Genomic DNA, 15,401 nt, shown 5'->3' on the forward strand with positions numbered 1-15,401 from the left:
CACATGGGAACGCAAAACCCTGTAGGAGCTGCCGAAGGCTGCGATCTTTTGCTTTTGATCTCAGGCGTCGCCCTTGATCTCCTGATAGCGCTTCTCCAGCTCCTGGCGAATCTGCCGACGCTGTTGCGCCTGCATATAACGACGCTTGTCTTCACTGTTCTGCGGTTGCAGCGGCGGCACGGCGGCCGGCTTGCGCTGGTCATCCACCGCAACCATGGTGAAGAAGCAGCTGTTGGTGTGGCGCACCGAGCGTTCGCGGATGTTCTCGGTGACGACTTTGATGCCGACTTCCATCGAGGTGTTGCCGGTGTAGTTGACCGAGGCGAGGAAAGTCACCAGTTCGCCGACATGAATCGGCTCGCGGAAAATCACCTGGTCCACCGACAGGGTCACCACGTAGCGGCCGGCATAGCGGCTCGCGCAGGCGTAGGCCACTTCGTCGAGGTATTTGAGCAGGGTGCCGCCGTGGACATTGCCAGAGAAGTTGGCCATGTCGGGGGTCATCAGTACCGTCATCGACAGCTGGGCGTTTCCGGGTTCCATAACGTTCTCACGGATCAAGGCTGGTTGCTGAAAGCACCTCTGCGGGTGCCTGGTCGCTTTTCAAAAGCACCGTTATCGGGACGCCGGGCGACTGGCCGCCGTCACGCCGGAATCGATCTGTTTCCATATATTGCACCGCCTTCCAGGCGGAAGTCGCGGTGTTACCCTGCAAAAGCCCGCCTCAAGGGCAATTCCCACACCAAAAGCGGATTTTTACCTAGCTCGCCCAGACTTTTCTGACGTCTGCCCGCGAGCCTTGTCATTCAAGGAGCCCACGCCATGCATGCCATCAGTTTTATTCAGGACCTGGCAGTGATCATGTTGGTCGCAGGCGTGGTGACCGTGTTGTTCCACCGTTTCAAGCAACCGGTAGTGCTTGGCTACATCGTCGCCGGTTTCATCATCGGCCCGCATACACCGCCGTTCGGCCTGATCCACGACGAAGAAACCATCAAGACCCTCGCCGAACTCGGGGTGATCTTCCTGATGTTCTGCCTCGGCCTAGAGTTCAGCCTGCGCAAGCTGTTCAAGGTTGGTGCGACGGCGTTTATCGCGGCGTTCCTCGAGATCGTCCTGATGATCTGGATCGGCTACGAAATCGGCCAATGGTTCGACTGGAACACCATGGACTCGCTGTTCCTCGGCGCGATTCTGGCGATCTCCTCGACCACCATCATCGTCAAGGCTCTCAATGATCTGAAGATGAAGAACGAGCGCTTTGCGCAGTTGATCTTCGGCGTGCTGATCGTGGAAGACATCCTCGGCATCGGCATCATTGCGCTGCTATCAAGCATTGCTGTCAGCGGCACGGTCAGCTCCGGTGAGGTGTTCTCCACTGTCGGCAAGCTGTCGCTGTTCATGATCGTCGCGTTGGTCATCGGCATCCTGCTGGTGCCGCGCCTGCTGGCTTATGTGGCCAAATTCGAAAGCAACGAAATGCTGCTGATCACCGTGCTGGGCCTGTGTTTCGGCTTCTGTCTGCTGGTGGTCAAGCTTGAGTACAGCATGGTGCTCGGTGCCTTCCTGATTGGCGCGATCATGGCCGAGTCGCGGCAGTTGCTTAAAATCGAACGCCTGATCGAGCCGGTTCGCGACCTGTTCAGTGCGATCTTCTTTGTCGCCATCGGGTTGATGCTCGACCCGATGATTCTTCTCGAATATGCGTGGCCGATTGCGGTGATCACCGTGGCCGTTGTCCTCGGCAAGATGTTGTCCTGTGGCCTCGGGGCGTTTATCGCTGGTAATGACGGACGTACCTCACTGCGCGTGGGAATGGGGCTGTCACAAATTGGCGAATTTTCCTTCATCATCGCCGCACTGGGGATGACCTTGCAGGTGACCAGCAACTTCCTTTATCCGGTCGCTGTGGCCGTGTCGGTGATTACCACGCTGCTGACGCCGTATCTGATCCGTGCGGCGGATCCGCTGTCGATCAAGCTGTCGGCGGCGGTGCCCAAGCCTCTTGGCCGAGTGCTGGGCATGTACGGCGAATGGTTGCGCAGCATTCAGCCGCAAGGCGAGGGCGCGATGCTGGCTTCGATTATCCGCAAGATCTTGCTGCAGGTCGGGGTCAATCTGGCGCTGGTGATTGCGATCTTCTTTAGCGGAGCATTCTTCGCCGAGCGCCTCTCGACCTGGTTGCAGGACTGGATTGCCGACCCGAGTTGGCAGAAGGCGTTGATCTGGGGTGGGGCGCTGCTGGTCTCGCTGCCGTTCTTGATCGCGGCCTATCGCAAGCTCAAGGCGCTGTCGATGCTGCTGGCGGAGATGGGCGTGAAGCCGGAGATGGCGGGGAGGCACACGCAGCGAGTGCGCCGGGTGATCTCCGAAGTGATCCCGATTCTCTCGCTGCTGGTGATTTTCCTGCTGTTGGCAGCCTTGTCGGCCAGTATCTTGCCGACCAACAAGTTGCTGGTGCTGATCGCCGTGGTCGCGGCCGCCGTGGCGGCGCTGCTCTGGCGCTGGTTCATCCGCGTGCACACGCGGATGCAGGTGGCGCTGCTGGAAACCCTCGACAACCACAAGGAGTCGTCGGGGCATTGACCTGGCGGGGCGGCTGGCTGATCAGCTTTCCAGCCAGACGTCCCGCGCCCAATGCCACACCGATTCCCAGGTTTCCTCGGCAATCAACTCTTCTTCGGCCTGCCATAACACTACCGTGCCATCCTCTTCGACACAGTAGTAGTCGTCGCCGTCCTGACAGATTGGAATCAGGCTGCGATCAACACCGGCATCCCAAGCGTTGGCGGCCACATCCGGCAAGTAGGTGTGGGATTGTGGGTCGGTGACAGTCACCGGTTCGAGGCTGCCATACACCACATCGCTGACGGTCAGCAAAAACTCTCTGAAGACAAACGGAATGTCGATGAACAGCTGTTCTTCGATTTCGACCAGCAGATCTTCGTCAGGCAACTCCAAAGGAACCGGCACGGGTTCGTTGGCTTCACGCAGTTGTTCGATGATTTCTTCCACGTCCGGGATCCTCTTGCTTGAATGGCGCGGTTTATATGGGCCGGTTTATACAGTAGCTCGCTATAGATGCAACCGCGAAATAGAAAACCCCAGCCGAGGCTGGGGTTTTTATTACCGCAAGTTAAGCGTAGTGAGGGATCAGCCGTTCTGGCGGATACCTGCAACCAGCCAAGGCTGGTTGTCGCCCTGCGGACGTTCCATGTTCCAGCTTTCGCTGAACACTTCGCCCTGGTCGAAGCGCGAGGACTTCGACACACCGCTGAAAGTCAGGGTAGCGATGGTCTTGTCGGCACGATCATCCACGCCATCCAGTTGTACCTGGAGGTTGTCGATGTAGGTCGACTGGAACGCATCGCCCAGATCCGCACGCTCGCGCTTGAGGAACTCGAGCATTTGCGGGGTCACGAACTCGGCGATCTTGTCCATTTCGTTGGCGTCCCAGTGCTGCTGCAGCGACTGGAAGTGGCTGCGTGCAGCTTCAAGGAAGTTCTGCTCATTGAACCAGGCCGGCGCGTTGATCACCGGACGGGCGGCAGCAGGTGCAGCCGAACCACCGAAGATCGAACCCATGGCAGCAGGCTTCTGCTCGAACGCTTCACGCTGCATCGGCGCGCCGGCCGGAGCGAATTGCTCCTGCTGCTTGCGTCGACGCGCGGCGATGAAGCGGAAGATCACGAACGCGATCACGGCCATGATCAGGATGTCGAAGATCTGCATGCCCTGGAAGCCGCCGCCCATGAACATGGATGCGAGCAGGCCACCGGCGGCGATACCGGCCAGAGGGCCGAGCCATTTCGAAGCACCGCCGGCCTTGGCAGCAGCGCCTGCGGCACCGGCAGCACCTGCGGTCGCAGCAGCGCCGCCGACACCTGGAGAAGAAGGAGCCATCTGGCTGGTCTGGTGCGTCGGCGCAGCGCCGGCGCTTTTGCCACCACCAAAGCGCTTGGCGTTGGCGTCGAGGCTCATCGTCAGGCCGATGCACAACGCCATGGCGATGCTAAGAAAACGTTTCATAAAGGGTATTCCCGTTTGTGGAGACACGCGCGCCATGTTGCACAGCTGAAGTGTTACTGGCTAGCGAGAGAGTGTTTCGGGCTTTTGCCTGACAGGTCGCGTTCAGCTTCGCGAGGCAATCAGCCTATGTACTTTTGTCTGTAGGAAAAGGAGATAGGTTCAGCGGGATTATTGGCTCAGAACACCGAACCCTGTGGGAGCGAGCCTGCTCGCGAAGGCCTCACCGCGGTCTATCAGATCAACCGCGGCGATTTCATTCGCGAGCAGGCTCGCTCCCACATAAAAGCAAAATCGGCGTCAGATCGCTTCCAGCTTGGCGTAACCGAGCATCAGCCACTTGCTGCCTTCGCTGAAGTTCACCTGCACTCGCGCCTGTGCGCCAGCACCCTCAAAGTTGAGGATCACACCGTCGCCAAAGACCGAATGGCGCACCGCCTGACCGAGGCTGAACCCCGTTTCCGGAATTTCGCTGCCGCTGAACAGGTTGCTGCCGCTCATCGACTGGTTGCCGCCAAATGGTCGGCTAACGCTGTTCGACAGACGCACTTCCTGAATCAGGCCTTTCGGTACTTCTCGTACGAAACGCGAAACCTTGTTGTAGGTCTCGCTGCCGTACAGGCGTCGGGTTTCAGCATAGGTCATGACCAGATTCTGCATCGCCCGGGTAATGCCCACGTAAGCCAGACGCCGTTCTTCTTCAAGACGACCCGGTTCTTCCAGGCTCATCTTGTGCGGGAACAGGCCTTCTTCCATGCCCACGAGGAACACGTAAGGGAATTCCAGGCCTTTGGCGCTGTGCAGGGTCATCAGCTGAATGCTGTCTTCGTGTTCGTCAGCCTGAGTGTCGCCGGCCTCCAGCGAAGCGTGGCCGAGGAACGCCGCCAACGGCGTCAGTTCTTCGTCCTCTTCGGTGTTCTCGAAGTTGCGTGCGGCGCTGACCAGTTCCTCAAGGTTTTCTACCCGAGCCTGGCCTTTCTCGCCTTTTTCCGCTTCGTGGTAGGCAATGAGGCCCGACTGCTCGATGACGGTTTGCGTCATCAAATGCAGCGGCATTTCCATGCACTTGGCGGCGAGATTCTCGATCAGTTCGATAAACGCACCGAGGGCACCCGCCGCGCGACCGGTCAGGCCTTTGTTGGCGACCAGTTGGCGCATCGCTTCCCACATCGATACATCGCTGTGACGCGCGTGATCGCGGATGGCTTCGACGGTTTTCTCGCCGATGCCACGGGCCGGCACATTGATCACCCGTTCCAGGGCCGCATCGTTGCCGCGACCTTCGAGCAAACGCAGGTAGGCCATGGCGTTCTTGATTTCCGCACGCTCGAAGAAGCGCTGACCACCGTAGATACGGTACGGAATGCGCTCACGCAGCAAAGCTTCTTCCAGAACGCGCGATTGGGCGTTGGAGCGGTACAGAATCGCGATATCGCTACGAGCCAGGCCGGTTTTCAGCGCGCTTTCGATGGTTTCGACAACGTAGCGAGCTTCGTCGTGTTCGTTGAACGCGGCGTACAGATTGATTGCTTCGCCATCACCACCGTCGGTCCACAGTTCTTTGCCCAGACGCCCGGTATTGTTGGCGATCAGGGCGTTGGCAGCCTTGAGGATGCCGGCGGTGGAGCGGTAGTTCTGCTCCAGACGAATGGTCACCGAATCCGCGAAGTCGGAGGAGTATTGATGAATGTTTTCGATCTTCGCGCCACGCCAGCCGTAAATCGACTGGTCGTCGTCGCCGACCACCATCAGGCTGTCGCCACCCTTGCCGAGCAGACGCAACCAAGCGTACTGCACGGCGTTGGTGTCCTGGAACTCGTCCACCAGAATATGCCGGAAGCGCTTTTGGTAATGCGCCAAAAGGCCCGGATGATCGCGCCACAAGTCGAGTGCGCGCAGCAGCAGTTCGGAGAAATCGATGACGCCGGCACGTTGGCACGCCGCCTCGTAAGCCTCGTAGATGCCGCGCATGGTCGCCAGATACAGATCGCCGCTGGCCTGAATGTGCTGCGGGCGCAGGCCTTCGTCTTTCTGGCCGTTGATGAACCACTGCGCCTGACGGGCCGGCCAGCGCTGCTCGTCGAGACCGAGCTCGCGGATCACCCGCTTGACCAGCCGTTGCTGGTCGTCGCTGTCGAGAATCTGGAAAGTCTGGCTCAGTCCGGCTTCCTGCCAGTGTGCCCGCAACAAGCGGTGCGCCAGGCCGTGGAAGGTGCCGACCCACATGCCCGCCGGGTTGATACCCAGCAACTGCTCGATGCGATGACGCATCTCCGCAGCGGCCTTGTTGGTGAAGGTCACCGACAGGATGGAGTGGGGCGAGGCGTTTTCGACCTGGATCAACCAGGCGATACGGTGCACCAGCACTCGGGTTTTACCGGAGCCAGCACCGGCCAGGACCAACTGACGGCCAACGCGGGCTGCTACGGCCTGGCGTTGGGCGTCGTTGAGGGAGTTCAGCAGAAGGGAGAGATCATCGCGCATCGGGGCATTCTAGGGTGCGCCGCAGGCCCGGGCAAACCGAGCTTTGCATTAGCCGATGAAAGTGCTGCGAATGACGACCGGTCGGTCACCCGCTGCAAGCGTCAGCCTGCCTCGCTCTGCGGGTTTCGTTGGCTTCGCGGGGGCGAAAAGTTTCGCTGAAAATATGACCTGGAGCAGTTTGGCAACGGGATCGGCTTGTGTATGCTCCGTCCACGTTTCGGGCGCACGCCCTCCTTATAAGAACAAGAACGTTGCCCATGACCCTCAGCGCCGAACTGTCGGGCCCCTCTGTGGAACCCCGGGTTATCCGCAAGCACTATGCCGTCGAAATGGCGGTGGAGCGCACGCGTCTGCTGTATCAGGGCTCGTTGTTGCCCACGTTATTCATGTTGATCAATGGTCTGGTCTGCGCCGCTTTGCTCTGGAGCCCGCAGCGTTATTTCGTGGTCAGCGTCTGGCTGGTGTGGTTGTTGTCGCTGGTGGCGTTGCGGGTGATTCAGGTCGCCGCGTTCGATTCGGCGATCCCTGATCGTCAGGCGCAGCCGATCTGGCGGCGGATGTTTCTGCTCGGCTCGACCATGACCGGCCTGACTCTGGCCGGCGCCGGCATCGCCCTGATGCCCGCCGACAACTTCATGCAACAAGCCTGGGTGTTCGGCCTGATCGGCGCCGCAACCCTGTCGGCCAGTGTCGCCTATGCGGTGAGCCTGCCGGCATTTCTGTCTTTTACTTTGCCGTGTCTGTTGCCAGCGATCGGTTATCTGTTCTGGGGCGGCGATGAGCAGGCGCGCGGCTGGGGCTGGCTCGGCCTGATTCTGCTGGGTTCGCTGAGCGTGGTGGCGTGGCAGGTCAATCGGCTGATTGATCGCGGCTTACTGCGGCGCTTCCAGAATCAGCACTTGATCGAACACCTGCAGCAGACGCAGTCGCGCAGCGAACAGCTCAATCAGGAACTGGCCAAGGAAATCGATCATCGCCGCTGCGCCGAAGGCAAGCTGCGCGAGGCCCAGGTGGAGCTAGAGGACCGCGTTGCCCAGCGCAGCCGAGAACTGGACGCCGCCAATCAAGCCCTGAGCAAAAGCGAGGCGCGGCTGGCGCTGGCGTTGAAGGCCAGTGAGTTGGGCCTGTGGGACTGGAACCTGCAAACTGACGAAGTCCACCACACGCAGATTCAGGAACTGTTCGGCCTCGCTCCGGAATACGTCACGGCGCTCCTGCGCGACCTCAAGCCGCGTCTGCATCCCGACGATGTGCCGACGTTGAAATACGCGTTGATCGAGCATTTGAAGGGGCGCACCGAGGACTACCAGATCGAATACCGCGTGCGTCACAGCGATGGCCATTGGGTGTGGATCGAGGACCGTGGTCGCGCAGTAGAACGCAGCGACAGCGGGCGAGTCATCCGCATGGTCGGCACCCGCCGCGACATCAGTGCCAGCAAAAGCCTCGAAGAACAGCAACGCCTGGCGGCGACGGTGTTTGAGGCGGCCAGTGAGGGCATCGTCATTCTCGATCCGAACTACGCACTGATTGCGATCAATCAGGCGTTCAGCCGGGTCACCGGTTACGACATCGAGGACATGCTCGGGCGCAACGTCGTCGAGCTGCCATGCAGCCGTGATGCCCGCCGCCATTATGTGGCGATCCGGCATGCCTTGGAGCAGCACGGCAGTTGGCAGGGCGAACTGGTGGAGACGCGCAAGAACGGCGAGTTGTACCCGCAGTGGCTGCAACTGAATGCGGTGCGCGATGGTCGGGGAAATGTCAGTCATATCGTCGGCTTCTTCGCCGATCTTTCAGCGCGACGCGAATCCGAAGAGCGCATGCGTTACCTGACTCATTACGACGAACTGACCGGGTTGGCCAACCGCTCACTGTTCCGCGAACGCTTGCATGAAGCGCATCAACGCTCCCGTCAGGGCCGGCGCAGTCTGGCGTTGCTGCACATCAACCTGGATCGCTTCAAATTGCTCAACGACAGTCTCGGTCATGAGGTCGCGGATCAGTTACTGCAGAAAATGGCGCGCCGCTTGGTCAATGCGTTGCCGGAAGCCGACACCATCGCCCGTCTTTCCGGCGATGAGTTTGCGGTGCTGTTCGATGCCTACGGCAACCTGTCGAGTCTGGCCCGGGTGGCCACGCGGTTGTCGGCCAAGTTGCGCTTGCCGCTGACCGTGGAAGGCCATGAACTGGTGGTCAGCGCGTCGATGGGCATCAGCATGCTGCCGGACAATGCCCGGGAGATTTCTGCGCTGGTCAGCCAATCGAACATGGCCATGCAACACGCCAAGCACCTGGGCGGTAACAATTTCCAGTTCTACACCGACAGCCTGCAGGCCAGCACCCTTGAGCGCTTGCAGCTGGAAAACCAGTTGCGCAAGGCCATTGAAGACAAGCAACTGAAAGTGTTCTATCAGCCCAAACTGTGTCTGGAAACAGGGCGCTTGAATGCGGCGGAAGCGCTGGTGCGCTGGGATCATCCGACCATGGGTCGGGTACCGCCTGGGGATTTCATCGGGCTGGCCGAGGAAACAGGTCTGATCGGCCCGATCGGCGAATTCGTCCTGCGTCAGGCGTGCTGGCAGGCCTGTGAATGGCAGCGCGAGGGGCTGGAGCCGATCCGTGTTTCGGTGAACCTGTCGGTGCATCAATTGCGTCAGGGCAAGTTGGTCAGTCTGGTGCGCCAGGTGCTGGAGGAAACCGGTCTGGCGCCGCACTACCTTGAACTGGAACTGACCGAAAGCCAGTTGCTCGATAGCGTCGAACATATCATCGCGACCTTCCAGCAGTTGCGCGATCTGGGGGTGAAACTGGCCATAGACGACTTCGGCACCGGCTATTCGTCGCTGAGTTACCTCAAGCGCATTCCGGTGGATTACGTGAAGATCGATCAGGCTTTCATTCGCGGGTTGGGTGAGGGCAGTGAAGATGCGGCGATTACTCGCGCGATCATTGCCATGGCTCACGGGCTGTCGCTGAAAGTAGTGGCTGAGGGCGTCGAGCGACAGGATCAGCTGGAGTTTTTACGCGCCGAGCGTTGCGATGAGGTGCAGGGCTATCTGATCAGCCGGCCCGTGGAAGCTGCCAGTCTGGCCGGGCTTTTGCGTGAACAGGAAAAACCGTTTTAAGGGCTACACGCACCTCATCGCGCCTGATATGGGGACATCGAGTTACGCATTGAGCAGGCAAAAAGCCAATTCATGTAGTATAACTACAAGCGTGCTACATCCTTGCCCATAAGAAGAGTCCAGCCCCTTGAATCTGCTGCAACACATCGCCCAGTCACGTCACCTGTTACGCAAGTCGGAGCTCAAGGTCGCCGACCACGTGCTGCTTGACCCTGCGGCGGTGATGCACAGTTCCATGGCCGACCTGGCCCACAGCGTCGGCATCAGTGAGCCGACCATCGTGCGCTTCTGTCGCGCCATCGGTTGTTCCGGTTTTCAGGATCTCAAACTCAAGCTGGCGCAAAGCCTGGCCGCCGGCGCCAGCTTCGGCCAGTTCGCGATCCATGAAGACGACTCGGTTGCTGATTACAGCCTGAAGATTTTCGACACCACGTTGCACACCTTGATGGAGGTTCGCGAGAAGCTCGATCCGATCGAGTTGCAGCGTGCGGTGACGTTGATGTCGCAGGCGCAGCGCGTCGAGTTCTACGGTTTCGGTGCCTCGGGCGCGGTGGCGGCTGATGCCCAGCACAAGTTCTTCCGTTTGCTGCTGACTGCAGCGGCGTATTCCGATCCGCACATGCAGGCGATGTCGGCGGTGACGTTGAAACCGACCGATGTGGCTATTTGTATTTCGCAGTCGGGGCGGTCCAAGGATCTGCTGATCACCGCCAATCTGGTGCGTGAAAGCGGCGCTTCGCTGATTACCCTGTGCCCGAGCCAGACACCGTTGGCGGAACTGTCGACGGTCAATCTGGCGATCGACGTGCACGAAGACACGGAAATCTATACGCCGCTGACTTCGCGCATTGCGCACCTGGTGGTGATTGATGTGCTGGCGATGGGCGTGGCCATGGCGCGCGGGCCGAGCCTGGTCAATCACCTCAAGAGCGTGAAGCGCAGTCTGCGCAGCTTGCGCTTGTCGCCGAAAGCAGCAAAAGCCCTGGATGATTAAGATCAAAAGATCGCAGCCTTCGGCATCTCCTACATTTGGAATGCGATCCCTGTAGGAGCTGCCGAAGGCTGCGATCTTTTGGTTTTCGACGGTTACTTTCATCAAACCGTCATCCCCGCCGCCTATCGTGAAACTCCCGTCATCGCCTTGGGAGACTCGAAATGGCTCAGCCCTACGAAGAACGCAACAGCGCCGCGAAAACCCGTCGTCAGCAGGAAGATCAGCGCCGCATGGAATTTCGCCGCGCCATCGAAGATCGCTTCGAACTCCGTCAGCTTCAAGCCGAAATCGGCGACTTTCCCGAGATCACTCACTGGCAGGCGGCACCCGCAGCTTCCCGTCGAAGCGCTCAACCAGCGCGCTGATCTGCACACGTTCGCTGCGGATAAACGCCAGGAAGGCGTGCGCCACCGGTGACAAGCGTTTGGCTTTCGCTTGCACCAGGCACCAGCTACGGAAAAGCGGCAATTCCTCGACCGGCAACTCGACGAGGCCGCCGGTCGCCAGCTCCAGGTTCAGGGCGTGGCGCGTCAACAGCGCCAGGCCCAGACCCGCTTGCACACATTCTCGTTGTGCTTCGGCCGACGCTACTTCCTGGGTCTGGGTGAAGTGCACGCGTTTCTCTTTGAAATATTCCTCGCACGCCAACCGCGTCCCTGAACCGGGTTCGCGAATCAGCAGCGTGTAAGGCTCAAGATCTTGCAGACGCAGTGGCCCCATGTGCGCCAGCGGGTGATCCGGGCGCGCCACGGCAACAATCGGATTGTTCAGGAACGGCAGAAATTCCAGGCCCATGTCCTGCGGCACCATCGACATGATCACCAGATCGTCGCGGTTGTCCGAAAGCCGGCGAATCACCTGGCCACGGTTGACCACGGTCAGTTGCAGATTCACTTCCGGGTGCTGGCGCTTGAACGCGGCGAACAGGTGCGGGACGAAGTATTTGGCGCTGGATTCCACTGCCAGTTTCAGCTGACCTTGCAGCGATCCCTGCATGTCCGACAGCTGCATATCGAGGTTTTCCAGGCGCCCGAAGATGTCCCGACTGGCACGCTGCAAGGCTTCAGCGGCCTCGGTCATGTAGAGTTTTTTGCCGACGTAATCGAATAATGGCTGGCCGATCAGCTCTTCGAGCTGACGAATCTGTAGGCTGACGGCCGGTTGCGTGAGAGACATTTCCTCGGCCGCGCGGCTGTAGGAGCGTAAATCACACACTTCGTTGAAGATCTGCAACTGGCGCAATGTCATACGCATCAAGGACTTACGCATTTTTTACAGACTCTGACGGCTGGCGGATGTTTCAACTATAAGTCTTTACTTATGCATGACCCAATTTTTATTCATTTTTGTTAATCCCTCATGAGCGCTAGTGTGGACCTGCGACTAAATTGAAACATTTGGTCACGCGTCGACCTGGGTCTAGCAGGTCGTGGTGCCACCGGCTCAAGGGAACCTCCAAGTGATAACAAAGATCCTGATCGCCAACCGTGGTGAGATTGCCGTACGAATCGTGCGAGCCTGCGCCGAAATGGGCATTCGCTCGGTTGCGATTTTTTCCGACGCCGACCGTCATGCCTTGCATGTGAAGCGTGCGGACGAGGCCCACAGCATCGGTGCCGAGCCACTGGCCGGTTACCTGAACCCGCGCAAGCTGGTGAACCTCGCCGTCGAAACCGGTTGCGATGCACTGCATCCCGGTTACGGTTTCCTCTCGGAAAACGCCGAGCTGGCTGATATCTGCGCCGAGCGCGGGATCAAATTCATTGGCCCGTCGGCAGAAGTCATCCGCCGCATGGGCGACAAGACCGAAGCGCGCCGCAGCATGATCAAGGCTGGCGTACCGGTCACGCCGGGCACCGAAGGCAACGTGGCCGACATCGAAGAAGCCTTGGCCGAGGGCGACCGCATCGGTTACCCGGTGATGCTCAAGGCCACCTCCGGCGGTGGCGGTCGCGGTATCCGTCGCTGCAACAGCCGCGAAGAGCTTGAACAGAATTTCCCTCGGGTGATTTCCGAAGCGACCAAGGCCTTCGGTTCTGCCGAAGTGTTCCTGGAAAAATGCATCGTCAATCCCAAGCACATCGAAGCGCAGATTCTCGGCGACAGTTTCGGCAACGTCGTGCACCTGTTCGAGCGTGATTGCTCGATCCAGCGTCGCAACCAGAAACTCATCGAAATCGCCCCGAGTCCGCAACTGACTCCGGAACAGCGCGCCTATATCGGCGACCTGTCGGTGCGTGCGGCCAAGGCTGTGGGTTACGAGAACGCCGGTACCGTGGAGTTCCTGCTCGCCGAGGGCGAGGTGTACTTCATGGAGATGAACACCCGGGTGCAGGTGGAACACACCATCACCGAAGAGATCACCGGGATCGACATCGTCCGCGAACAGATTCGCATCGCTTCCGGCCTGCCGCTGTCGGTCAAGCAGGAAGACATCCAGCACCGTGGTTTCGCGTTGCAGTTCCGCATCAACGCCGAAGACCCGAAGAACAACTTCCTGCCGAGCTTCGGCAAGATCACCCGTTACTACGCCCCCGGCGGCCCAGGCGTGCGCACCGACACGGCGATCTACACCGGCTACACCATTCCACCATTCTACGATTCGATGTGCCTGAAACTGGTGGTCTGGGCACTGACCTGGGAAGAGGCCATGGACCGTGGCCTGCGCGCTCTCGACGACATGCGTCTGCAGGGGGTGAAGACCACCGCCGCGTACTACCAGGAAATCCTGCGCAACCCGGAATTCCGTAGCGGCCAGTTCAATACCAGCTTCGTTGAAAGCCACCCTGAACTGACCAACTACTCGATCAAGCGCAAACCCGAAGAGCTGGCCCTGGCCATCGCCGCCGCCATCGCCGCCCACGCAGGCCTGTGAGGAATACAACAATGTCCAAGAAGATCTTTGTCACCGATACCATCCTGCGCGACGCTCACCAATCGCTGCTCGCCACCCGCATGCGCACCGAAGACATGCTGCCGATCTGCGACAAGCTCGACAAAGTCGGCTACTGGTCGCTGGAATGCTGGGGCGGTGCGACGTTCGACGCCTGCGTACGCTTTCTGAAAGAAGACCCGTGGGAGCGTCTGCGCCAACTGCGCGCGGCGCTGCCTAACACGCGTCTGCAAATGCTCCTGCGCGGGCAGAACCTGCTGGGCTACCGCCACTACAGCGACGACGTGGTCAAAGCCTTCGTCGCCAAAGCTGCGGTGAATGGCATCGACGTGTTCCGCATCTTCGACGCGATGAACGACGTGCGTAACCTGCGCGTGGCCATCGAAGCAGTGAAAGCCGCCGGCAAACATGCCCAGGGCACCATCGCCTACACCACCAGCCCGGTGCACACCATTGATGCGTTCGTGGCGCAAGCCAAGCAAATGGAAGCCATGGGGTGCGACTCGGTGGCGATCAAGGACATGGCCGGTCTGCTGACCCCGTACGCCACCGGTGAACTGGTTCGTGCGTTGAAAGCCGAGCAATCGCTGCCGGTGTTTATCCACTCGCACGACACGGCGGGTCTGGCGACCATGTGCCAGCTCAAGGCTATCGAAAACGGCGCCGACCACATCGACACCGCGATCTCCAGCTTCGCGTCGGGCACCAGCCATCCAGGCACCGAGTCGATGGTTGCGGCACTCAAGGGCACCGAGTACGACACCGGCCTGAACCTCGAGCTACTGCAAGAGATCGGCCTGTACTTCTACGCCGTGCGCAAGAAGTACCACCAGTTCGAAAGCGAATTCACTGCCGTTGACACCCGCGTGCAAGTCAACCAGGTGCCGGGCGGGATGATCTCCAACCTCGCCAACCAGTTGAAAGAGCAGGGCGCCCTGAACCGTATGGCCGAAGTGCTCGCGGAAATCCCGCGCGTGCGTGAAGACCTCGGCTTCCCGCCGCTGGTGACCCCGACCTCGCAGATCGTCGGCACCCAGGCATTTTTCAACGTGCTGGCCGGCGAGCGCTACAAAACCATCACCAACGAAGTGAAGCTCTACCTGCAGGGCGGCTACGGCAAAGCGCCGGGCGTGGTGAACGAAAAACTGCGCCGTCAGGCGATCGGCAGCGAAGAAGTCATCGATGTACGCCCGGCCGATCTGCTCAAGCCGGAAATGACCAAGCTGCGTGCCGACATCGGTGCACTGGCCAAGTCCGAAGAAGACGTGCTGACCTTTGCGATGTTCCCGGACATCGGCCGCAAGTTCCTCGAAGAGCGTGCCGCCGGCACCCTGACTCCTGAAGTGCTGCTGCCGATTCCTGAAGCTGGCGGCGTGACAAAAGCGGGCGGCGAAGGCGTGCCGACCGAGTTCGTCATCGACGTCCACGGCGAAACCTACCGCGTCGACATCACTGGTGTCGGTGTGAAGGCGGAAGGCAAGCGTCACTTCTACCTGTCCATCGACGGCATGCCGGAAGAAGTGGTGTTCGAGCCGCTCAACGAATTTGTCAGCGGAGGCAGCAGCAAACGCAAGCAGGCGTCGGCACCGGGCCACGTCAGCACCACCATGCCGGGCAACATCGTCGATGTGCTGGTCAAGGAGGGCGACACCGTCAAGGCCGGCCAGGCTGTGTTGATCACCGAAGCAATGAAGATGGAAACCGAAGTCCAGGCAGCGATTGCCGGCAAGGTCACCGCGATTCATGTGGCCAAGGGTGATCGGGTCAACCCGGGCGAAATTCTGATCGAGATCGAAGGCTGAGATAACCGCCGCGATCCAACGCTTTAAACCTCGGGGGGGCATGTGCTCCCCTTTTTTTCCTGAATTGTTCATCT

11 protein-coding genes are annotated in these 15,401 nt (G+C 59.8%); 6 read left to right on the forward strand and 5 right to left on the reverse strand.

The features are described from left to right. Positions 1-60 precede the first annotated feature (60 nt). Positions 61-543, reverse strand: coding sequence for an acyl-CoA thioesterase (locus tag ACW9IR_RS14510; protein WP_003229693.1), 483 nt, complete (start codon positions 541-543; stop codon positions 61-63). 279 nt (positions 544-822) lie between these two features. On the opposite strand from ACW9IR_RS14510, the gene ACW9IR_RS14515 reads away from it, so the two are divergent. Next, complete coding sequence (locus ACW9IR_RS14515) at positions 823-2,586, forward strand: cation:proton antiporter (protein ID WP_102902487.1); 1,764 nt, start codon at positions 823-825, stop codon at positions 2,584-2,586. Between the two features lie 21 nt (positions 2,587-2,607). Here ACW9IR_RS14515 and ACW9IR_RS14520 read toward each other — a convergent pair whose 3' ends face one another. The 3 genes from ACW9IR_RS14520 to uvrD form a co-directional block, all read right to left on the reverse strand. Further along, on the reverse strand, positions 2,608-3,015 hold the full coding sequence (locus tag ACW9IR_RS14520) for an SMI1/KNR4 family protein (protein ID WP_003187120.1): 408 nt from the start codon (positions 3,013-3,015) through the stop codon (positions 2,608-2,610). Between the two features lie 138 nt (positions 3,016-3,153). Further along, the gene (locus ACW9IR_RS14525; RefSeq protein WP_095119739.1) at positions 3,154-4,029 is read right to left on the reverse strand and encodes a Tim44 domain-containing protein; all 876 of its coding nucleotides are present in this window, start codon (positions 4,027-4,029) and stop codon (positions 3,154-3,156) included. Positions 4,030-4,326: 297 nt separating this feature from the next. After that, entirely contained in the window at positions 4,327-6,510 is a 2,184-nt protein-coding gene (uvrD, locus tag ACW9IR_RS14530) for a DNA helicase II (RefSeq protein WP_457463814.1), read from the reverse strand. 257 nt (positions 6,511-6,767) lie between these two features. Between uvrD and ACW9IR_RS14535 the strand changes: the two genes are divergently transcribed. The 3 genes from ACW9IR_RS14535 to ACW9IR_RS14545 all read left to right on the forward strand — a co-directional run bounded on the left by ACW9IR_RS14535 (position 6,768) and on the right by ACW9IR_RS14545 (position 10,997). Continuing rightward, positions 6,768-9,638 carry a putative bifunctional diguanylate cyclase/phosphodiesterase gene (locus ACW9IR_RS14535; protein ID WP_457463816.1) on the forward strand — a complete coding sequence of 957 codons (2,871 nt, stop codon included), beginning with the start codon at positions 6,768-6,770 and terminating at the stop codon, positions 9,636-9,638. A 127-nt stretch (positions 9,639-9,765) separates the two neighbouring features. Next, positions 9,766-10,632 carry a transcriptional regulator HexR gene (hexR, locus tag ACW9IR_RS14540; RefSeq protein WP_008078846.1) on the forward strand — a complete coding sequence of 289 codons (867 nt, stop codon included), beginning with the start codon at positions 9,766-9,768 and terminating at the stop codon, positions 10,630-10,632. Between the two features lie 161 nt (positions 10,633-10,793). Next, complete coding sequence (locus ACW9IR_RS14545) at positions 10,794-10,997, forward strand: PA3496 family putative envelope integrity protein (protein ID WP_008078845.1); 204 nt, start codon at positions 10,794-10,796, stop codon at positions 10,995-10,997. Here the strand turns inward: ACW9IR_RS14545 and ACW9IR_RS14550 are convergent. Next, positions 10,939-11,901, reverse strand: coding sequence for a LysR family transcriptional regulator (locus ACW9IR_RS14550; protein ID WP_095119741.1), 963 nt, complete (start codon positions 11,899-11,901; stop codon positions 10,939-10,941). The genes ACW9IR_RS14545 and ACW9IR_RS14550 overlap by 59 nt on opposite strands. A 190-nt stretch (positions 11,902-12,091) precedes the next feature. On the opposite strand from ACW9IR_RS14550, the gene ACW9IR_RS14555 reads away from it, so the two are divergent. After that, positions 12,092-13,507 (forward strand): acetyl-CoA carboxylase biotin carboxylase subunit, encoded by a 1,416-nt coding sequence (locus tag ACW9IR_RS14555; protein WP_025112637.1) that lies wholly within the window; start codon positions 12,092-12,094, stop codon positions 13,505-13,507. 11 nt (positions 13,508-13,518) lie between these two features. Continuing rightward, the gene (gene oadA / locus ACW9IR_RS14560) at positions 13,519-15,327 is read left to right on the forward strand and encodes a sodium-extruding oxaloacetate decarboxylase subunit alpha (RefSeq protein ID WP_016984008.1); all 1,809 of its coding nucleotides are present in this window, start codon (positions 13,519-13,521) and stop codon (positions 15,325-15,327) included. Positions 15,328-15,401 lie beyond the last annotated feature (74 nt).

The sequence above is a fragment of the Pseudomonas sp. SDT291_1_S447 genome (assembly GCF_054070155.1).